Source organism: Kitasatospora sp. NPDC053057, assembly GCF_044546945.1.
In the GTDB taxonomy this organism is placed as follows: domain Bacteria; phylum Actinomycetota; class Actinomycetes; order Streptomycetales; family Streptomycetaceae; genus Kitasatospora.
In genome coordinates this window covers 433,122-453,278 of record NZ_JBITZP010000001.1, presented here as the reverse complement: position 1 = coordinate 453,278, position 20,157 = coordinate 433,122, and the positions used below count along the sequence as shown (strand labels likewise).

Sequence of the window (20,157 nt, the reverse complement as noted above, 5' to 3'; positions counted from 1 at the left end):
CGCTGTTTTCTGTTTGCTGTCATCTGTTCGTCAGTTGCCGGACCGGACCGGACCAGACCGGACCGGACCCGGCCGGACCGCGTCGGCCCCCGGCCGGGGGCCGACCGACCGGGCTGTCAGGCCTGGTCGGCCGGGGCCGGGGTGGCGGCCAGTTGGGTGAGGTAGCGCTCGGCGGCCCGGAGCTTGCGGTTGTCGGGCCCCGGGAGGAAGGCGCGCAGCTCGATGATCTCCGGGGCGATACGGATGGCCTCCGCCCGGTCGGTGATCGAACGCCAGCAGGCCTCGGCGTTGGTGGCCGCCCGCTGGGTCTCCGGGTGGTCCGCGCCCTGCGAGCGGAGCAGCGTCATCGCCACCTCGCGGTAGATCTCGGCCGCGTCGGCCGGTCGGCCCGCGAGCCGGCACACGTGAGCACGCACCTGGCGCACCTGGAGCACCGTCTCGGAGACGGCGCCGTGCTCGGCGATCGCCTCCAGTTCGAGGGCGAAGGCGAGATCGGTGGCGGCGGCGTGGTCCCCGGCGTCGGCACTGCGGACGATCCGCCCGATGACCTCGCGGTAGTCCGCACGCGGCGCGTTGGGGTCCGGGGCGTCGGCCTGCGGGGCGACAGGGGCGTCCACCGGTGCGGGCGGCTCGTCGGCCGGCACCGCGTCGAACGGCGCCTGGTCCTGCGGTGCCTCCTCCGTCGGCTGGGCGTCGGCCGGGACGGCGTCCTGGGGCTCCTCCACGACCTCCTCCGCGACCTCGTCCGCGACCTCGTCGACCGGCTCGGTGACGTCGACGACATCCTCGACGACCTCGACGTCGATCTCGGCCTCCTCGGCAACCGCCGACGACGGAACCTCAGCCACGGCCGCATCGACCCCCGAGGCCTCCGAGGCCTCCGGCCGGGCCTTGCGCAGCGTGACGCCCGCCGATGGCGCAGCGTCCACTACCGGCACCACCGCATCCGCGGGAACGGCCTTGCGCAGGCTCACGCTCGACGGCGCCTCCGCAGGCTCCTCGCCCGCCTTCAGCAGGCTGACCGGCCGGGCCGGTCGAGGCGGCGTGGGCGGCACGCCGGGCTTGATCAGGCTCACCGGGCCGCCGACCGACGTCGTCGGCACCGGGGCCGCAGCCGCAGCCGCCCGCTCGACCACGGCGTCCTGCGGCTCCGCCTGGCGCGGCAGCGGCGGACCCGCGACCGGCGCCGGCTCGGGGGCCGCGGGACCGGGCGGCGCCGCGTCCGCGAGGGGCAGCGCATCCGTCACCGGCAGCATGACGTCCGCCGGCTGGGCCTCGCCCCGGCGGGCGGTGTTGCGGAAGACCGGCCGGTCCGGGGTGTGGGTGGCCAGGATGACCACGTCCGGCCGCAGCACCGAGTACACCTGCTGGCGCAGCTGCTCGGGGGCGAGCACGTCGCCCGCGCCCGGGCGGCCGCCGTGCAGCGCCTCGATCAGGGCGCGGGTGAAGGTGCCGATCTGCTCCGGGTCCGGGCTGACGACCGCCCACAGCGGGATGCCCTCGCTGAGCGGCGAGACGGTGCCCTGGAGGTACGGCCAGGCGTTCTGGTCGGCGCTCAGGTCGGCGATGACCAGGGTCTGCCACTCGGCCGGGCGGTGGCTCAGTTCGGCGGCGATCGCCTGCCAGGGCAGGCCGTCCTGCCTGGAGTCGCGCAGGGTGAGCTGCAGTTGGCCGCCGCGCTTGTCGGCGACGACGTGCCCGCCCAGGTGGACCAGCAGCGGTCCGGGGTGCCGGGAGGCGGCGCGCAGGTGGGCGAGCACGGTGTGCGGGTCGCTGGCGCCGGGGAGGTGGACGGCGTCCACCGCGTCCGCGGCGAGCAGCACCTGCGGCGAGACCGCGGCCAGCATCGCCGACAGCACCGGCGCCTGGGCGGGACCGCCCCGGCCCCAGGTGCGGCGGCCGGAGTTGCCGTAGCCGCCCTCGATCACCAGGATCCGACCGCGCGGCGCCGCGCCCAGCCCACCGGGGCTCTGAGCCGGAGCCGCGGCAGCAGCAGCCTGGGACGGAGCGCCCGCGGCGGGCAGGCCGGTGAGGGTCCATCCGGTGGGCGCGGCCGGGGGCGCGGGCGGCAGCGGAGCCGCCGGCACCGAAGCGGCCGGGGCCGGGACCGGGGCCGGGGGCACCACCGGAGGAGGCGTCGGAGGCGCGGGCGGCGGCTCGTACAGCGCGGCGGGCCCGGGCGGGTGCTCCTCGGCGGGCTGGCGTACGGGCGGCGGCGGTACGGCGTCCCAGGGGCCCGAGTCCGCTGTCGGTTCGGGACCTCCGGAAACAGCTGTCGTCTCCGCCATCTTCTGGTCACCGCCCCGCCCCGCCGTTTCCACGGCGTCTGATGCCCTTGCCTTCGTGGTGCCTGCCACCACAACCCGTGCGCGCCACCCTACGAGATCCCGGCACACGCGAGCCAGGCCGGGTGGGCGATCGTCGCTCCAAGCCGTCGGCACCGGCCGCTATCGTGCCGTCATGACCGGTTCCGGCCTGCCTCTGCTGTTCCTCGACGTCGACGGTCCGCTCATCCCCTTCGGGGCTCCGCCCCCGGGCGGCTACCCCACCTATCCAGGACCGGGTTCGGGGCCGTCCGGCAATCCGCTGGTGGCCCGGGTCGACCCGGCCCTCGGGCGCCGGCTGCTGGGCCTGACCTGCGAACTGGTCTGGGCCACCACCTGGCTGGCCGACGCCAACGACTGCCTCGCACCCAGGCTTGGTCTGCCGCAACTGCCGTACGTTGACTGGCCGGTGGCCGGTGAGCCGGAGGGCGTCGGCCGACTGCACTGGAAGACCCGCACCTTGGTCGGCTGGGCGGCCGGCCGCCCGTTCGCCTGGGTCGACGACGAGATCACCCCGGCCGACCGCCGCTGGGTCGACGCCCACTCCCCCGGCCGCGCGCTGCTCCACCGTGTCGACCCCCAAGTCGGCCTCACCGACGCCGACTTCACCGCCCTCGACGCCTGGTTGCGCACGGTCTGACCACACTCCACCGCCGTGGAGTTCGTCGTGGTGGCCGTGGCCCGGGCGGCGACAGGATCCGTCCAGGATGTCCACACGGCCTCCAAGCCCGCGGACGACGGCACCTGCGTCTGCCGCCCCCTCTCCTCGGAGGCGTGAGCGCCCGCCCTGCCACCCTGGTCGGCCGGGGTGGCAGGGCGGGCGGCCCGTCGCCTCAGGAGCCGGCGAGCAGGTCCCGCAGCAGGGCGACCGTGTCGGAGTCCAGGTCCCGGCCGGTACGGCGGCTCAGTGCGTCGAGGCGGTTGACGGCGCGCAGGAGCTGGTCGCGCGCGCCGGCCGAGGCGTAGGCGTAGAAGAGGTCCCGGTGCAGCAGTTCGACGTCCGGGGCGACGGCGAGGCCCCGGAAGACGGCCGCCTCGGCGCTGCGGTGGTCGCCGTACTGGAGGCGGCGGGCGGCGAGTTCGTGGGCGGTGTCGACGATCGCGGCGATCATGTCCTGGCGCTCGGACTCGGCCCAGCCGTAGGAGGCGGGCGGGGCCTCGGCGAACGGGGCGCCGCGCACCAGGGCCAGGGCGTGGGCGAGAGCGGCGTCGGCGGTCGCGCTGGTGCTGCGCATGCCGCGCCGGTAGAGGCTGCGGAACTCGTCCCAGTCGCAGGTGACGGCCGGGGTGAAGGCGTAGCCGTCGGTGGTCTCGGTGGGCAGGTAGGCGCGGCCGTCGGGCGAGGTGCCGAACCAGGCCGCCAGATCGGCGAGTTTGGCCGGGAGCGGGCTCTTGGCGTCGGACGCGGTGGGGTGCGGGTCGAGGTGGGCGGCACCGGGGTGCAGGTCGTGGTCGAGCGCATGGTGGTCGGCGCCCGGGCGCAGCGCCAGGTAGACGGCGAGCTCGGTGAGCCGGGGCAGCGCTCCGGGTTCGACGGCGCCGGGGGTGCCGGCCACGTCGACCGGGCCGAGCAGCCGGATCCGGGGGGCGTTGCGCGGGGTGTGCGCCTCCGGGGAGCGGAGGATGGCGAGCAGGTCGTCGCTGTCGCTGCGGCCGGGGGTGGTCCGGGCGACCGGGGCCGCGGCGGCCGGGCCGGGCTCGACCGTGGCCCCGGCCCCGGCTCCGGACGAGCCGTCCGGTTCGCTCGGGCCGGACGGGCCGGGGCCGGGCTCCGATCGGGCCGGGACGCGCGGGTCGACGCCAGTGGGCGCGGGCGCGCTCTGGTGCGTCGGCGCGGGCTCAGCGGGCCTTACGGGCTCGGAGGGCTGCACGGGCTGCACGGACTGCACAGGCTGAACGGGCTGCACGGGAAGCACCGTCACCGTGGCATCGGCCGGTGCCGCCTCGGCCGTTCCGGCCGCGTCCTCCGCACCCGTCCCGGTCGGCTGGTCCCCCTCGGCGGGCCCGCCCGGCAGTCGCAGGTCGCGGGTGGCCTCGTCAGCGGGCTGCTCCGTCCCGGTGGCCGCCTGCCGCCCCTGCCCGTTGACCGCGAACCGTGTCGGACCCGCCGACGCGGGAACCGGCACGGGGGCGGGCGCGGGCGCCACCGGGTCGGTGCCCGCGAAGGGGCTGGCGCCGGTCCCGATGACCCGGGTCAGCAGTCGGGGCCCGGCGGCCGCGTCCGCCTCCTCCTCGGCCGTCGCGCCCGGGGCGCCGACGACGGCCAGCACCGGTACGGCGACGGGCAGTTCGGTGGTGTCGGTGTCCTCGTCCGGGTCCGGGTCGAGGCCGGGACCGTCCAGGGTCCAGGCCGGCGCCGGGTGCTGGGTGGTGTCGTCGGCGGCCCGCAGCAGTTCGGCGACCTGGTCGTACTGGTGGTCGTCCAGCCGCTGGAGCTCAACGGTCAGGTGCAGGCCGGGTACGGCGGCCTGGCCGGTGGCCGGCAGGGTCCAGCGCGCCACCGGTCCGGTGCCGCGCTCGGGGGCGAGGGTGATCACGGCGACACAGGTGCGCGGGCGGGCGTCCAGCAGTCGGCCGAGCTCGGCGGGCACGTCGCCGCTGGGCTGCTGGGCGCAGAGCACGATCTCCGGCACCCAGGACTCGTCCGCCTGGCCCCGGCTGCGGGCCTCGCGCGGGCTGGCGGCCTCGGCCGCGATCAGGGTGGCGCGGGCCTTGGCGGTGCGCGGGCCGAGGGCGGCCAGCGCGGCCTCCAGGGTGGGGTGCCGGTGGATCCGCTCGGCGGCCGGTCCGCTGATCGGCACCTCCTCGGCGAGGTCCACCAGGTGCAGGTGGAGCCGGTCGGCCAGCGGGCTGTGGGCGAGCTCGATGGCGAGGGTGCGCAGCACGTCGCGGGCGTCGTCGGGGTGCCCGGACAGGTGGAGCAGCCGGACGGCCTCCAGATCGGCGAGGACCACCGAGCCGTCCGGCGAGGTGCCGAGGGTGACCAGCGCCGGGTAGGGCGCGGCGGTCTTGCGGGCGTGGGCCGGGCTCAGCAGGTCGCCGGATTCGTCGCTGCACCACCAGACGTTGGCGGCGTGGGCGGCGCGGAAGGGCGCGATCGGGGTGGCCGGGCCGGACAGGTGCAGCTCGATGGTGTGGTCGGGGGTGATCCGGGCCGCGACGATCGCGGGCAGCCGCTTGCCGCCGCGCACGGTGTTGCGGGCCAGGGTGCGCAGGGCGCGGTCCAGCAGCTCAAGCCCGGCCTGGTCCTGACGGACCATCAGCTCGTTCTCGAAGGCCGCGGCCTCGGCGTCGGGCATCGCGATGCGGTGCCGGGGGCGGCGGGCGCGCAGCTGGGTGCCGCGCTTGTAGGCGACGGTGCCGACCATGATGGCGGCGAGCAGCACGCCGACGGTGGAGGCGCCCAGGGCGATGCCGTAGTCGTCGCTGGGCGCCGGGTCGGCGTGCGCGGCCGGGGCGGGAGCGGGCGTGTGGGCGGGCCCGTGGGTCGGCGCCGGAGTCGCCTGCGGCGCACCCTGGCTGGGGGCGCCCTGACTGGGGGCACCCGGCGCGGGAGCGGCCTGGGTCGGCGTGGGAGCCGGAGCCTGGGTGGCCGGGGCCTGGGTGGCCGGGGCCTGGTCGGCCGGGGCCTGGGTGGCCGGGGCCTGGGTGGCCGGGGTCTGCTCGGAACCGGCCGCGGGAGCGGGAGTCTGCGCGGCCGGCGCCGCCGCCCCCGGTACGGTCAGCACCATCCCCGGCTCCAGCACGTCCGGATCGGTCAGCCGCTCCCCGCCCGGTGCCTGCACACCCTTGTTCGCCTCGAACAGCTTCGGCCAGGCCTCGGCGTCCCCCAATTCCCGCTGGGCGATGGCCGACAGGCTGTCCCCGGACTGCACGGTCACCGTCTTCTGCCCGCCCGCGGCCAGCTCCGTCCCGGACTGCGGCGCCTGCGCCGGAGCCGGTGTCTGCGCCTGGGCGGGCGCGGGGGCAGGCGTCGGAGCCGGCGCGGGGGCGGGCGCCTTCGCCTCGTCCGGCTTGGCGTCCGCGGGCATCAGCAGCTCCCACCCGGGCTGGATCGGCCGCTCCGCGTCGAAGCGGATGCCCGAATCGTCCATCACCCGGCCGTTGTTGAGCTTGGCGATCTCCTCCCACCGCTCCCCGGAGCCCAGTTGGCGCTCCGCGATGGACCACAGGCTGTCCGCCGGGCGGCTGTCCCGCACGGTGTACGTGGGGTGCTGGTCCGCCGCCGACGCCGGCGCGGCCGCGGGCTGGGCGGCGGGCAGCGCGGCACGCTGCACGCCCGGGGTCAACTGAGCCTGGGCGGAGGGGGCGTGGGCCGATTCGGGCACCGCCGCGAAGGCCGAGCCGGCCACCGGCAGCAGCGCGAGCACCGAGCCGACCAGCCCGGCCGCGAGCCGCTGGCTCCAGCCGAACGCCGGGATCCGGCGGGCGATCCGGCCGCGCAGCTGGGCGGGGACCTCCAGCAGGACGGAGAGCGCGAAGCACCCCCAGGCCAGCCAGCCGACCACCACCAGCAGCCAGAGGAACAGCCGCCCGTCGTCCGGACTGGTGAGCGCCTCCCCCACCCCGCCGGACGCGACCTCGCCCATCGAGGCCACCGCCTGGGTGCCGTACAGCAGCAGCGCGGGGACGCCGAACAGCAGGGCGAGCAGGGTGACCAGCGCGGCGAGCGCGGTGATCAGCGCGCCGCCGCGGCCGCGTCCGGCCCGGCGCCCGCTGCGGGCGCGCCCCCTCACGGTTCGCATCGCGTCCTTCCCGGTTCCACCCGGGCCGGCGGCGGCCCGACCGGCAGGGGCCCCACCGGTACGGGCCTGGGCGGTACGGGCCTGGTCCTTGGCACGTGGCGCGGCCATCAGTCGGTCTCCGCTTTCTTGACTCCGTGGACGAGGGTCGCACTGCCCCTGCCCGTTACCTTCCGCTGCCCGAGGGCGCCCAACAGGACCGGCCGGTAGTCGGCCCGCACGGTGACGGTGACGACCTTGCCGTCGTCGGAGAACGTGACGTCGTCGACCTGCAGGCCGTACAGGTTCAGGTAGGCCCCGGCGGCCTGCCGGACGTAGTCCTGCTGGACCTTGAAGCCCGTCCCCTGCAGCACGGCCGCCTGGTCGAGCTGCTGTCCGCCGACCCGTGCGGCCTCCTGGGCGTAGGCGTCGGTGCGCTCGGCGACCCGCAGTCGGCCGCCCGCGTCGATCACCAGCGCGATGACGAGCACCAGGTAGGCCGCGCAGATCGCCACGAAGAGGGCGACCGCGCCCCGGTCGGACCGGCGCCCGAGCGGATGCGGGCCCGGGCGTCGCAGCCGGCTCAGCACCCTCATCCCCTCCCCCCAATCCGCACGATGTCTCCCCACCGGCCCCCACCGGGCGCCACTCGGTACCGTTGCGTCATCCCCCGAGCGCTCTCCGCTTGCGTCTCCCCCGCGCGGGCCGTCCCCAATCCCCCGGCCGCGCCCGTTGCGGCCCGGGTGCCGCCCCGGGCCGCCGTCATGTGCCGCGGTAGCGGTCCATCACCGAGGTGAACTCCCCGCTGAGGTGCTTCGTCACGGGCAGCCCGGACGGCCCGCCGAGCAGGTCGGCGAGTTCGACGTCGCAATCCACGGTGACCTTGACGGTCACCACCGGCCCGCCGTCCAGCTTCAACTCGTCCGTGGTGACCCGGACGTCCTCGTGGCGGCAGGAGACGCCCTGTTGGTGCAGCGTCGCGAGGGCGGAGTCCTTGGCGGGCTTGTCCACCCCGGCGACACTGCGCTGCAGCGAGCCGGTCCGGGCCCCGGCGCGGGCCGCGGCCTCCACCGTGCCGGCCGCGGTCTGCACCCGCCCGGCGGCGATCGCCAGCAGGACCAGCCCGACCACGCCCGGGACGACGATCGCCGCCTCGATCGCGATCCCGCCCCGGTCCGGCCGGCGCAGCCGCCGTCGCCGCCCGCCGGCCGGCCCTCTCCCCGGTCTCACGGCGTCACCGCCGGCGGGACGAAGCGCTCGCGCGGCGCCTCGGCGTACTGCCGGATGCTGGGCCCGGTGAGCCCGGGTATCAGCAGCGGGGGCGTCAGTTCCACCGTGACCTTGATCGTCTCGGCCGTGCTGTCGCCGGTCCCCACCTGGTACGCGTGCACGCCCTGCCGGTCCAGGAAGTCCCGGGCCTGCCGCCGGGCGGCCTCTTCCGCCTCCGACTCCTTCGCGTGCCCCTGCACCCGCCCGGCGTCCGCGCCCTCGCGGGCGGCGGTGAGCGCGACCTGCCGGTCGTACCAGATCAGCGCGGCCTGGACGACGAGCAGCAGGAGCAGCAGGACGACCGGGAAGACGATGGCCAGACTGATGCTCATCGACCCCCGGTCGCCGCGGCGGCGAAGCAGGCTGATCACTTGGAGGCGCCACCCGCGCCACCCGCGGCGCCACCGCCGGGCAGGTTCGGATCCTGCTCGACCTTGGTGACCACCTTGTCCTTCAGCAGGTACAGCGCGGTCGCGACGGCACCCGCGACGAACACCAACGCGATGATGGCGAGGGCGAGTTCGATGCTGATGGCACCGCGGTCGCCGCGCGCCCGGGCGGCGCGCAGGCGGCCCAGCCGCAGCGTGAACAGCAGCAGGGCGAACTGCACGGGCAGCAGCACGGGCCGCAGCACCCGTCCTGCCAGCTGGGCAAGTCGTACGGTCATCGGGATCTCCGGTGGTGTGGTGTGGTGTCAGCTGCTCTGCGACACGGGTCAGTTGAGCATCTGGTGGAGCGCCGGGAAGACGATCAGGACGGTCATCAGCAGGGTCAGCGCGGCGCCCGGAGCGACCATCCGCTCGCTGTCGGCGTTGGCGCGCGCCAGGTCCTCGGCGAGGAGTTCGCCGCGCAGGCCCTTGGCGCGGGCCCGCAGGGTGTCGTACACGGCGGCGCCGTCGGTGCCGGACAGCCGCATGATGTCGGCCACGTCCTGGAGCGGGCTGAGGCCCAACTCCTCGGCCAGCGCGTCGAGTCCGGCCCAGGGCGGGAGCCGGTCGGTGGCGGCGCGCTCCAGCGCGTCGCGAATCCGCCGGAACACCGCGCCCTGCCCGACCGACGCGGCGCGGCGCAGGGCCTCGGCGGGGCCGCAGTCGGCCGCCCGCTCCAGCGCGACGAGTTCCAGGTAGGCGGCGATGCCGTGCAGGTACTCGGTACGGGCCTCCTTGGCCTCGCCCCGCACCACGGCGTCCGGGACGAACCACAGCAGGGCGGCCAACAGCGGACCGACCACCAGCGGCAGGGCGAAGGGCAGGCCGACGTCCATCAGCACGGCCATCGCGCCCAGGTAGGCGGGCAGCACCAGGCCGAGCGCGGCGAACAGCAGCTTGTGCACCATGAACCGGGCCGGGGTGCGGCCGATCAGGGCGAGTTCGCGGCGCGGGATCGACACCCCGCGCAGGGTGAGTGAGCGTTCGCCGATCCGGTCGTACCAGCGCGGCCGCTCGTCCGGGTCCTGCTCGCGGTCCGCCGGGGCGCGGTGCAGCCGGTCCAGGGCCTGGCCGAGGTCCGGTGGCGCGGGCCGCAGCTCGGCGATCAGCAGGGCGAGGCCGCCGGCCGCGACGGCGCCGGCCAGCACGGGCCAGGGGGAGATCACCGGACCTCCCCGAGCTGCTCGGCCGGCTCCTGCGAAGTTCCGCGGCGACCGCCCTTGCTGCGCCGGTCCGGGGTGAGCAACCGGGGCACCGGCGGGTGCGAGGCCAGGGCCCGCATCCAGGCGATGATCGCGACGAACAACGCGGCGACCACGGCGAGCACGACCTGACCGAGGAAGGTCCCGTACGGGCGGGTGTACTCGGTGTTGAAGGAGCCGACCGTGACGACCAGCACGATGATGCCGACCAGCCAGCGGATGGTGGTGCGGTGCTTGGCCCGGTCGGCCTCGATGGCGCGGCGCTGGCGCACCTCCTCGCGCACCGAGTCGGCCATGTCGGAGAGCGTCCGGGCCAGGCCCGGGCCGCTGTCCCCGGCCCGCAGCACCAGGGCGGCGAGCACCTTGTCGGCGGTGGCGTCGGCCAGGCTGTCGGCGAAGGCGTGCAGCGCCTCCTCGGGCCGCCAGCGGGCCTGCAGCCGGGCGGCCAGTTCGCCGATCTCGTCCTCCAGGGCGGCGGGGGCGGTGCGGCGGCTGGTGACGATCGCCTGGTTGAGGCCGACGCCGAGCAGCAGCACGTCGGCGATCCGCTGGGTCCACTCGGACAGCGCCTCCAGCCGCTCGATCCTGTGGGTGTCCGGGCGGGTGGTGTCGAACAGCCAGGGCAGGCCGAAGACGGCCAGCGGCACCAGCAGCGCGGTCAGCGGGATGCCGGTGAACAGCCAGGCCAGCGGGGCGCCGACGAGCGCGAGCGGCAGCTGGATCCGGCGCAGCCGCACCATCCGCAGCGAGGCCGTGCCCGGGGCGCCGTACCAGAAGACGTGGGCGCGGCCGGCCAGCGGGTTCTCCCGGCGGGCGGGCCCGTCCTCGTCGGCGGGCTCGCTGCCGCGGGCCCAGGCCACCAGGGCGACCAGCCCGGCCGCGACCGCCAGCCCGCACAGGGCGAAGAGCAGCATCACCGGGCGCCACCGCCGATCCGCAGTTGCAGCGGGGCGGCCCAACTCCCGTACCGGGAGCCGAGCAGCGAGGCGTCGAAGCCGGCCCGGCGCAGGTCGTCCAGGCACTGCGGCGGGGTGTGCGGGACTGCGCGCGGCTCGCCGAGGTCCGGCCGGGGGCCGAAGACGGTGTTCAGCGCGGGCCGGCCGCTCTCGCCGAGGCCGGTGACCTCCAGGACGTGGGAGACGAAGCGGTGCCGACGGCCGCCGACGGCGGTCTCGTCGACCATGCTGACGTGCACGATGAGGTCCAGGGCGTTGGCGGTGAGCCGGTAGGCGAGCGCATCGGTCATGTGCGAGCCGTACTCGAGGCAGAGTTCGGCGATCCGGTCGACCACCATGTGCGGGCCGCGGGCGTGCAGGGTGCACATCGAGCCGCCCTCGCCGTTGGTCATGACCCGCAGCATCGGGACGACCTCGCCGGAGCGGACCTCGCCGACGATGATGCGCGAGAGCGTCATCCGCAGCGCGGCCGGGATGAGGTCGCCGATGCTCAACTCCCCGGCCAGACGGCCCTCGACGCGCTCGCCGTTGCCCTCACGGGCCTCCATCGGGACGACCTGGCGCAGGTGGCCGAGGGTGTGCAGCCAGAGCTCGAACTCCGACTCCAGGGTGCCGATCCGCTCGTCCGGCGGGATCTCGGCGGCCATCGCGCGCAGCAGGCTGGTCTTGCCGACGCCCTGGGTGCCGGTGATCATCACGTTTTTCCGGGCCCGGATCGCGGCGGCCAGGAAGGCGGCCAGGGTGGCGTCCAGGGTGCCGAGTTCGACCATCTCGGGCAGCGTCGCCGAGGCCACCCGGTGCCGGCGGATCGCCACGTACGGGCGGGGCGTCACCTCGGTGAGCGCCTGCAGGCGCATGCCGCCCTCCAGGCGCAGCGCGAGGGTCGGGCTGGCGGTGGACAGGCTGCGTTCGCCGCCGCCGTGCTGGCGGGCCAAGTCCTGGAGCAGTTCGACGAGTTCGGCATCGCTGTCGGCCACCGGCGGGACCTGGCGCAGGGGCTGGTGCACCTTGGAGACCCAGACGTCGTCGCAGCCGTTGATCAGGATGTTCTCGATATCCGGGTCGTCCAGGTAGGGCTGGAGCCGGCCGGCCCGGAACAGCAGGTCGAAGACGGCCTCGGCGAGGGCGCGGTCCTGCTCCCGGGTGGGCGGGATGCCGTGGGTCTGCGCGTAGGCGTCGGACCAGCGGGCGACCGACTCCTCGATCAGCGCACGGCCTCGCTGGCGGCGGGTGGCGCGGTCCGGTTCGGAACCGGAGGCGGTGGTCAACCGGGTGATCCGCTGGTGCAGTTCGGCCGCGACCTGGCGCTTGAGCTCGCGCGCGACCTGCGGGTCGACGGCCGGGCGGGTGGCGGCGCCGCGCAGGTCCAGCGAGGGCAGCTGGGAGGGCACGGCGCTGGGCCCGGCGGCCTCGCCGCCCGGCGGGGCGGACTGCGGCACAACGGGCTGCGGCGCGACCGGGCCGGGCCGGTACGCCTGCGGCTGCGGTGGCGCGGCGGCCGGTACGGGCGCGGCCCAGGGCAGGGCGGCCGGGTCGGCCGTCGGGTGCTGGTGCAGGGGGCTACCGCGCACGGAGCACCTCCCCGGGGTTGTACGGGTACTGGTCGTCTTCCTGACTGTCCGTCACCATCGGTTGCTGCAATCGGTACTGGCCGTCCTCGTCGGCCGGTCCCGCTGCCTGGACGTGCGCCGGGAACGGCGCCGGGGCGGCGGGCTGCGGCGCCAGTCCGGCGAGTGGTGCGACCGGGCCGGTGGTGATCACCGGCGGGGCGTACGAGGGTGGCTCGACCTCGCCTTGGCCGTAGGCCGACGGCGCGTGGGCGGACCGACCGTGGACGGACGAACCGTGGACGGACGAACCGTGGACGGACCGCCCGTGGGTGGGCTGTCCGTGGGTGGACTGTCCGTAGCCCGCTTGACCGTAGCCCGGCTGGGCATGGGCCGCTTGCCCGTAGGTCGACTGTCCGTAGGCGGGCTGCCCGTACGGCGCCGGCCCGGGCACCGGCGACGCCTGCGGCACCGGAACGGTCGGCGCCGCCACCGGCCCCGGCCCGCCCGGCGCGGAAAGCCGGGCGGCGGGCGCGGCCGCGGGCGCGGGCGCGGCCGCCGGCGCCGCGTTCGGCGCGAGCCGCTGCCGCCGACGGCGGACCAGCAGCTGCACCTCGTCCGCCGCCGACCGCGCGGTGCGCATCAGCTCCGAGCGGATGAACCGCCGGTCGGTGGTGTCCCCGCCGTCGGAGAGCACCCGCGCGGTGCGGGTGGCGTGCGGCAGCACCCCGAGCAGCGGCAGGCCGAACTCCCGCGACACCTCCGCCCCCGAGTACGGCCCCTCCGCGACCAGCAGCAGTCCGAGCGCGTCCGTCCCGGTTCCGGCGGCGGCGAGGTCCTCGCCGAGCGCGGCGAGCCGGGGGCGGGCCGCGCTCAGTCCGCGCAGCGTGCTGCGGACGGTCACGGCGACCACGTCCGCGCGGCGGGCCAGCACCGCGCTCGTCCCGGTAGCGCCGGAGCGGCCGAGGTCGACGATGACGTCGTAGCCCTGCTGCTCGATGCCGTGCAGCAGTTCGGCGAGCGGCTCCCAGGTGTAGGCGAGGCCGGATGCCTGGGCCGGGTCGGTGAGGCCGGGCAGCAGCAGCCGTTCGGCGTTGCCCTCGGGCGAGAGGTCGATCAGCTGCTCCCAGATGGTCTGGGCGAGCAGTCCGCGCCGGTCGGCGACGGCCAGGTTGCGCAGCCCGTACACCGCCTCGACCCGGCCTTCCAGGGCGCCGGCGAGCACCGCGCCGCCGTCCGGATCGGCCTCGACCAGCAGGATCCGCCGGCCGGGCTGGAGCGGCCAGGCCAGCAGCAGTGCCAGGGCGGTGGTGGTGGCACCGGGCGCGCCCGGGCCGCCGACCACCGCGATCACCGCCATCAGGCGCCACCCGTTCCGGCCGGGGCCGTCGGCGCGCCGGCCCCGCCGGAGGGCGTCGCGCCGGTGGGGGCGGCCGACGGGGAGGCCGGGGTGCCGGCCCCGGACGGACCGGATCCGCCCGCGGCGGCCCCGCGCGGGGCCAGCAGCACCTGGATCCGCCCGCCGGCCACCCACTGCGCCAGCCGGGGCCCGTCCGCCGTGCCGACGGCCACGTCGATCACCTGGCTGCCGTCGGTGTCCACTCGGCCGACCGTGATGACCGTCGCGGCCAGCGAGTCGGGCCGGCCGTTGTCGGGGGTGTTGACCACGACGATCTGCACCCCGGGCTGGAGCCGGCTGGCGGGCAGCTGGGTGCGCTTGGCGGACACGCCGACCACGATCTGCCCGGGCTGCACGGTCAGGCCCTGCGCCAGGTCCGAACCGGTCAGCATGGAGCCGCGCTTGAGGTCGGTGGCGGCCCGCATGCCGACGGCCTTGGACCGGTCCTGGGCGGAGACCGGCCGCAGCGCCGGGTCGCCCGCGATCCGGGCCACCACCAGGTCGTCCTCGGTGATCACCTGTCCCCAGGGCACGTCCCGGGCCAGCGCCAGCACCGCGACCCGCTGGCCGGTGCTGTTGTAGAGGGCGGCGCCGCCGAGCCCGCCGGCCGCGATCAGTGCGACCGCCATGGCCAGCACGGCGGGGCGCCGCCGCCGGGCCCGCATGGTGCGGCCGGGCGCGTGCGGCACCGCCCGGCCCCGGCCGCCTCCGCCGCCCTGCTCCTGCTGCTCCGGCAGCGCCACGGAGACCGCGGCGCCGGCGGGTGTGCCGGATCCCGGCGTCGCGAATGTACGGTTCTCCACCGGGTTCCGCCCTTCCCTCGTTCGCTTTCCGGATCGTCAGTGGCCGAATCGCCGCCGTGGCGCGGTCAGTTGAGGACCTGCACCTCGGCGACCTCGACCGTGAAGGGGTCGCTGTCCTGCGGGGGCATCGAAATCGTGTACTTCTCCGGGTTCGGCCCCGTCACGACCACGTCGGCCACCCAGTGGGTGGACACGGTGGCGGTGAAGACGCCGTTCTGCTTCGTACCCGAGCCGACCGTGAACTCGTAGCCGCAGTCCGGGGACTTGCTGCCGCCGTACTTGGGGTCGTACGGCGTCCCGGCCGTCGCGCACTCCTTGGTGCGGCCGTCGCCGAAGTCCCAGGTGGCGCCGGTCAGTCGGGCCGTGACGGTGACGGTGACGCCCCCGGACGCCGCGTTCCCCGGCTTGGGCGGCGCCGCGTTCTCCGCCCAGAGCCAGACCGGCGCGTTGACCACCGCCGTGCCACCGGGCGCGACCCGGCCCACCGGCGCCGGGAGGTGGACCCGGTCCTTCGCCTCCCGCTTGAGCTCCGCCACGCTCTTCGCCCGCTGCCCGGTGGGCACGAAGACGAACTGGGCGCCGTCCTGGCCCCCATTGGTCTGCGGGCAGACCTTCGAGTAGATCGAGCCGTCCGCGGGCTTGTTCGTGCCCCAGGCCGGGTCGTCCGCCGGGGGCTGCTTGTCCAGCTCGCGGTAGTAGCAGCCCTCGCCGCTGTCGAAGGAGCCCCACTGCGGGTCGTAGCACGCCCACTGCACACCGTGGTAGCCGCACAGTTCCGGGCCGCCGTCCGACCGTCCGCTGTTTCCACCCGGATTCGCGGTGGGAGTCGTCCCGCCGGAATTGGCGTGCGCGCAGATCACGTTGGGGAAACACTGTTCGGCCCCGCCGCTCGGCGGTTCGTCCGCCGTCGCCGTCACCGCCGAGGACAGCAGCAAGCCGGCCGACAAGGATGCGACGGCCGCGAATCGTCCGGCCGGTTTCCGCGCGTTCAGCATGTCCGGTCCACCTCCCGTGTGAACTCGTAGATCAGCCAATGTGCTTGGAACCTGCGCAGGGAAGCGGTCGCGACGTACCGGTTCAAGCGCCCGCCCGGATCCTTCGCCGCCCCGGTGACGGCGTCGACCCGGTGCCAGTCCGAGAGATCGACGCAGTCCTCGATCACGGCGGTCTGCGGATCGGCTTTCAGATCAATCGCCTTCACCACCGCGGAATTGCGCGGCGTTCCGGTCATCACCACTTTGGCGTCGTGGAGTTGCCGCAGCCCGACCAGGGTGTCGGACAGGGCGCGCCCGGAGGAGTACTGCGCCAGTGCCGATCCGTCCGAATCCGTACGCCCGAACGCCTCGGCCTGGGCCTGCCACCAGTCCTGATAGGTCTTCACGGCCAGCCGCCCCATGGCCCCGTCCGGGCCGTCGGTCGGCGCGATCGTGGCGTTTACCGAACCACCCGAAGGAGTTAACGGACCCACTCCCGCAACCGTGGGCGCAGGCGAACCGAGGCGATCGACGGAACCACTCGCACCACCGCTCGCACACGCGCCGAGCAGTAACACCAGAACCGCCCCGCCAGTCCCAACCGCCCCAGGGCGCAACACATTTCCGCGCTGCCGCATCGCCCCACCTCGTCGCGACCGAGCCGATCCGTGATCCACGGCCGCCAGGAGAATTCCGCCGTCCCGCCGATGTTTCCGCTGGGGATCGATTCTTCGCCAGCCCACCCCATCACGGCAACACCTCAGGCCCCCTGACCTTACGCGGAAGGCGGTTCCGTCGGGGCACTTTCCCGCCACAGGACGGCCAACAGTTCTTCGGAAAGCGACAATCCGGCCAATGCGCCCCGAACCGCGGCCCGATTGCGCATCAACAGGCGCCCGCCGTGCGGCGGAACGAGCAGGCGCGCGCCCGGCGCACCCGAACTACCGGACGGATCGGCCCCGTCGAGCAGCCCGGCCACGGCAGGCTGGAGGTCCAGCGGGGCGACGGCCGCGGGGGCACCCGGGACGCCCTGCCGCAGGACGGTGGTGAGCGCCCGGCTGAACGAGCCCTCGTCGCCCGGCAGTACGGCGTCCCGGCCGCGTCTGCCCGGGGTGTAGCGGCCGATCCGGCCCCACAGCGGGACCCTGGAGTAGCTGAGCAGCTCGCCCGCGCTGTCCTCGCCGGTGCGCTCCAGCGCCGTCCAGGTGTCCCGGTCGGCCACCGCGTCGACCAGCAGCAGCGCCTCCTCCTGGTCGCCGTGCACCATCGCGCTGACCACCCAGTCCCAGGCCAGCCCGCGCCGGTAGGCGTTGTCGGGGGTGCTGCCGCCGGTGACCAGGGCGAGCCGGCGCCCGCGCGGGTCGGCCACCAGCTGGCCGACCAGGCAGACCACCAGCCAGCGGCCGGGGTGCTGGGCGGCGTCCCGGACGGCGGTGAGCATCGCGTTGGCGTCCGCGTCCGGTGCGACGGCGCTGACCCGGCAGCCCGCCGCCCCGGTGTCGAAGCACATCCCGGGCAGCACCTCGGCCAGCAGCCCGGCGCCCCCCGGCGCGTGCGCCGAACCGCCGAAGGCCCGGTCGGGCCCGCCGTCCGCCCCGATCACCACCAGATCGACTCCGCCGGCCATCCGTCCGCCCCCTCCTCCGCCCGCCCCTCCACCGATCCCGCCGCCGGGCAGGCTACCGCTCCGGGCGGGCGCCGACGGGGCTCCCGACCCGTCCGCCCAGGGACCATGGGCCCTATCGACGCACGCGCCGACCGAGGACGATCGGACGCATGGAGCGTGAGGACCGCGTGGAGACCCTGAGCGAGGCCGAGTGCCTGCGACTGCTCAGCACCGTGCCCGTCGGGCGCGTGGTGTACACCGAGCACGCGCTGCCGGCCGTCCTGCCGGTCTCCTTCGAGGTCCTGGACGGGCGGCTGGTGCTCGCCGTGCGCCGGGGAAGTGCCACCGCGCGCGGGCTCGACGGCACGGTGGTGGCCTTCCAGGCGGACCTGCTGGACCCGGTCACCCGCACCGGATGGAGCGTGCTGGTGCACGGGCGGGCGGACGCGGTCAGGGACCCCGAGCAGGTGCGCCGGGCACTGCGATCCGGGCTGCGGCCGTGGGTGGGGGACCCGGAGCCGCTGTTCATCGCGCTGTTGCCGGAGCTGGTCAGCGGCCGTCGGCTGTTCCCGACCGGGCAGGGCACGTTGGGGCAGGGCGCGCTGGGGCAGGGGGTGTTGGGCCAGGGCGCGTTGGACCAAGGCGCGCTGGGGCAGGGCTCCGCCGGGCGGCCACTGCTGCGGCCCTGAACTGGCGTTTCGCGTTCCGCTCCTGACAGGTACCGGTGGGTAGGCATACGCTTCCGGCGTCCTGACCCCTCCCCGGGGCCCGTCCCCCTCCAGGAGCGCACCGTGACGACCTTCGCCTCCCTCGCCGACCTGACCGCCGCCGTCGGCACCGAACTGGGCACCAGCGAGTGGCACACCATCGACCAGCGGAAGATCGACCTCTTCGCCGAGGCCACCGGGGACCACCAGTGGATCCACGTGGACCCGGAGCGGGCGAAGGAGAGCCAGTTCGGCTCGACCATCGCGCACGGCTACCTGACCCAGTCGATGATTCCGGTGCTGGCCAAGGAGTGCTACGGCGTCGAGGGCGTGCGGATGGCGCTGAACTACGGCTCCGACAAGGTGCGCTTCCCCGCCCCGGTACCGGTGGGTACGGCGATCCGGGCCACGGCCGAGCTGCTCTCGGCGACCGAGGTCCCGGGCGGGGTGCAGGCGGTGGTGCGCTTCACCATCACCAGCGAGCAGAGCGCCAAGCCGCACTGCGTCGCCGAGGCGATCACCCGCTTCTACGAGTAGCGGCGTAGCGGCGACGGGGGCCGGTAGGCCTCGGGCGGGCGGCCGGGCAGGCACCAGGCGGCCGGCCGGGCCGGCTCCGAGTGTCCGCCCGAGGCAGGCGCCGGGTACGCCGATTGGACCGTGCCGGGCCCTCCACCGAGTCCGAACGGCCCACGGCGAGTAACGTCCGACGAGATGGTTGTCGTGTGGCCTCATGAGCCCCCGGGGTACGCGCCCCGGCCTGCCCGGTAGCCGTGACCGTCCCTGGAGGAGCCGTGCCCCGCCCAGTCCCCTGGTTCTCCCGTCTCGCCGGTCTGACCTCGCAGTTCGCCCCGCCGCCCGCCGGGAAACCCGCCGTCCCGGTCCGGGCCGTGCCGGAGCGGGCCGTCCCCGGCCTGGCCGGGCTCCCCCGCGCCGCCTGGCACCGGGTCCGCACCGACGCCTTCGGGGCCGAGCCCAAGGGCGAGCGGCTGGCCCGGATCCGCCGCTCGCCCCAGTTCGCCGACGGCGCCTTCCGCAACCCGGTGCCGACCCGCCGCCTGGTCTACGAGCGGACCCCGCTGGAGATCACCCGCGCCCAGCTGAGCGGGGACAAGACCCGCCGGGCGCCGGCCGCCGCCGTGCCGGTGCACCGGCTGCTCCCGGTCGACCTGGCCAGCCCTCCGGCCTCCGGACTGCGGCTCACCTGGCTCGGGCACGCCACCGTGCTCGCCGAGATCGGCGGACGGCGCGTCCTGCTCGACCCGGTCTGGGGCGAGCGCTGCTCCCCGTTCGGCTGGACCGGGCCCAAGCGGCTGCACCCGGCGCCGCTGCCGCTGTCCGAACTCGGGCCGGTGGACGTGGTGGTGATCTCGCACGACCACTACGACCACCTCGACATGCGCACCGTGCGGGCCCTGATCGGCAGCGCCGCGGTGTTCGCGGTACCGCTCGGGGTCGGGGCGCACCTGGAGCACTGGGGGGTGCCGGCCAGGCGGATCGTGGAGCTGGACTGGTGGGAGTCGGCCGAGGTCGCCGGGCTGACGCTGACCGCCACGCCCGCCCGGCACTACTGCAGCCGCGGTCCGCGCACCAGCGCGCTGTTCCTGTGGGCGTCCTGGGTGGTGGCGGGCGGCGGGCACCGGATCTTCCACAGCGGGGACACCGGGTACTTCCCCGGCTTCGCGGAGATCGGGCGCCGGCTCGGCCCGTTCGACGCGACGATGGTGCAGGTCGGCGCGTACAGCGAGTTCTGGCCCGAGGTGCACATGACCCCCGAGGAGGGCGTACAGGCGCACCTGGACCTGGGCGGGCAGCTGATGCTGCCGATCCACTGGTGCACCTTCAACCTGGCGATCCACCCCTGGGAGGAGCCCGCCGAACGCGTGGTCACCGCCGCCCAGGCGCTCGGCGCCCACCTGGCCGTCCCCCGCCCGGGCAAGCCCTTCGAGCCCGCCGACCCGCCGGCCCTGCGGCTGTGGTGGCGCGCCGTCGCGGCCAAGCCGCGCGGCATCGAGCCGCTGGTCGCCGAGCGGGCGGAGGCGCGCGAACAGGTGACGGATGTCAGCGAACAGATTTCAAACTCTGTCAGCTGAATTCTGCCAGCTGAATTCTGTCCCTCCGACAGCGGCACCTCCGGTCATCGGACCGGCGCAGCAGTGCAACACGTTCTACAAGGCTGAAGCGTTACCCAGGTCACACCGCCGCGCGGTTGGCTTCTGCCACT

19 protein-coding genes are annotated in these 20,157 nt (G+C 75.5%); 5 read left to right on the top strand and 14 right to left on the bottom strand.

The genetic code is table 11. The annotated features are described in order from the left end of the window. Positions 1 to 116: 116 nt before the first annotated feature. Positions 117 to 2,123 carry a hypothetical protein gene (locus ACIG5E_RS02060; RefSeq protein WP_396530880.1) on the bottom strand — a complete coding sequence of 669 codons (2,007 nt, stop codon included), beginning with the start codon at positions 2,121 to 2,123 and terminating at the stop codon, positions 117 to 119. A gap of 337 nt (positions 2,124 to 2,460) precedes the next feature. Here ACIG5E_RS02060 and ACIG5E_RS02055 point away from each other — a divergent pair, with 337 nt between their 5' ends. Together ACIG5E_RS02055 and ACIG5E_RS02050 are read left to right on the top strand one after the other, a co-directional pair. Beyond that, a complete protein-coding gene (locus ACIG5E_RS02055; RefSeq protein WP_396530879.1) occupies positions 2,461 to 2,964 on the top strand; it encodes an HAD domain-containing protein in 504 nt (167 codons plus the stop codon). Between the two features lie 15 nt (positions 2,965 to 2,979). Then, positions 2,980 to 3,102: a hypothetical protein gene (locus ACIG5E_RS02050; RefSeq protein WP_396530878.1), complete on the top strand. Its 123-nt coding sequence runs from the start codon at positions 2,980 to 2,982 to the stop codon at positions 3,100 to 3,102. 55 nt (positions 3,103 to 3,157) lie between these two features. Here ACIG5E_RS02050 and ACIG5E_RS02045 read toward each other — a convergent pair whose 3' ends face one another. The 13 genes from ACIG5E_RS02045 to ACIG5E_RS01985 form a co-directional block, all read right to left on the bottom strand. Beyond that, complete coding sequence (locus tag ACIG5E_RS02045; protein ID WP_396530877.1) at positions 3,158 to 7,069, bottom strand: LysM peptidoglycan-binding domain-containing protein; 3,912 nt, start codon at positions 7,067 to 7,069, stop codon at positions 3,158 to 3,160. Between the two features lie 107 nt (positions 7,070 to 7,176). Further along, entirely contained in the window at positions 7,177 to 7,641 is a 465-nt protein-coding gene (locus ACIG5E_RS02040; RefSeq protein ID WP_396530876.1) for a TadE/TadG family type IV pilus assembly protein, read from the bottom strand. 166 nt (positions 7,642 to 7,807) lie between these two features. Then, positions 7,808 to 8,275: a TadE/TadG family type IV pilus assembly protein gene (locus tag ACIG5E_RS02035; RefSeq protein WP_396530874.1), complete on the bottom strand. Its 468-nt coding sequence runs from the start codon at positions 8,273 to 8,275 to the stop codon at positions 7,808 to 7,810. Continuing rightward, positions 8,272 to 8,646 carry a TadE/TadG family type IV pilus assembly protein gene (locus ACIG5E_RS02030; protein WP_396530873.1) on the bottom strand — a complete coding sequence of 125 codons (375 nt, stop codon included), beginning with the start codon at positions 8,644 to 8,646 and terminating at the stop codon, positions 8,272 to 8,274. Before ACIG5E_RS02030 ends, ACIG5E_RS02035 begins: the two co-directional genes overlap by 4 nt. Positions 8,647 to 8,681: 35 nt before the next feature. After that, entirely contained in the window at positions 8,682 to 8,981 is a 300-nt protein-coding gene (locus ACIG5E_RS02025) for a hypothetical protein (protein ID WP_396530872.1), read from the bottom strand. 48 nt (positions 8,982 to 9,029) lie between these two features. Next, on the bottom strand, positions 9,030 to 9,908 hold the full coding sequence (locus tag ACIG5E_RS02020) for a hypothetical protein (protein WP_396530871.1): 879 nt from the start codon (positions 9,906 to 9,908) through the stop codon (positions 9,030 to 9,032). Further along, entirely contained in the window at positions 9,905 to 10,858 is a 954-nt protein-coding gene (locus ACIG5E_RS02015; RefSeq protein ID WP_396530869.1) for a type II secretion system F family protein, read from the bottom strand. Before ACIG5E_RS02015 ends, ACIG5E_RS02020 begins: the two co-directional genes overlap by 4 nt. Then, positions 10,858 to 12,471 carry a CpaF family protein gene (locus ACIG5E_RS02010; RefSeq protein WP_396530868.1) on the bottom strand — a complete coding sequence of 538 codons (1,614 nt, stop codon included), beginning with the start codon at positions 12,469 to 12,471 and terminating at the stop codon, positions 10,858 to 10,860. The genes ACIG5E_RS02015 and ACIG5E_RS02010 overlap by 1 nt, the downstream gene beginning before the upstream one ends. Next, positions 12,461 to 13,807 (bottom strand): hypothetical protein, encoded by a 1,347-nt coding sequence (locus ACIG5E_RS02005; protein WP_396530866.1) that lies wholly within the window; start codon positions 13,805 to 13,807, stop codon positions 12,461 to 12,463. Before ACIG5E_RS02005 ends, ACIG5E_RS02010 begins: the two co-directional genes overlap by 11 nt. Next, positions 13,807 to 14,649 (bottom strand): SAF domain-containing protein, encoded by an 843-nt coding sequence (locus ACIG5E_RS02000; protein WP_396530864.1) that lies wholly within the window; start codon positions 14,647 to 14,649, stop codon positions 13,807 to 13,809. Before ACIG5E_RS02000 ends, ACIG5E_RS02005 begins: the two co-directional genes overlap by 1 nt. Before the next feature lie 65 nt (positions 14,650 to 14,714). Continuing rightward, positions 14,715 to 15,644: a hypothetical protein gene (locus tag ACIG5E_RS01995; protein ID WP_396530863.1), complete on the bottom strand. Its 930-nt coding sequence runs from the start codon at positions 15,642 to 15,644 to the stop codon at positions 14,715 to 14,717. Continuing rightward, on the bottom strand, positions 15,638 to 16,030 hold the full coding sequence (locus tag ACIG5E_RS01990; RefSeq protein WP_396530861.1) for a hypothetical protein: 393 nt from the start codon (positions 16,028 to 16,030) through the stop codon (positions 15,638 to 15,640). Before ACIG5E_RS01990 ends, ACIG5E_RS01995 begins: the two co-directional genes overlap by 7 nt. 368 nt (positions 16,031 to 16,398) lie before the next feature. Continuing rightward, positions 16,399 to 17,250 (bottom strand): hypothetical protein, encoded by an 852-nt coding sequence (locus tag ACIG5E_RS01985; protein ID WP_396530860.1) that lies wholly within the window; start codon positions 17,248 to 17,250, stop codon positions 16,399 to 16,401. A gap of 149 nt (positions 17,251 to 17,399) precedes the next feature. Here ACIG5E_RS01985 and ACIG5E_RS01980 point away from each other — a divergent pair, with 149 nt between their 5' ends. The 3 genes from ACIG5E_RS01980 (at position 17,400) to ACIG5E_RS01970 (ending at position 20,026) form a co-directional block, all read left to right on the top strand. Further along, on the top strand, positions 17,400 to 17,918 hold the full coding sequence (locus tag ACIG5E_RS01980) for a pyridoxamine 5'-phosphate oxidase family protein (RefSeq protein ID WP_396530858.1): 519 nt from the start codon (positions 17,400 to 17,402) through the stop codon (positions 17,916 to 17,918). Between the two features lie 102 nt (positions 17,919 to 18,020). Next, on the top strand, positions 18,021 to 18,473 hold the full coding sequence (locus ACIG5E_RS01975) for a MaoC family dehydratase (protein ID WP_396530856.1): 453 nt from the start codon (positions 18,021 to 18,023) through the stop codon (positions 18,471 to 18,473). Positions 18,474 to 18,847: 374 nt separating this feature from the next. After that, a complete protein-coding gene (locus ACIG5E_RS01970) occupies positions 18,848 to 20,026 on the top strand; it encodes an MBL fold metallo-hydrolase (RefSeq protein ID WP_396531017.1) in 1,179 nt (392 codons plus the stop codon). Positions 20,027 to 20,157 lie beyond the last annotated feature (131 nt).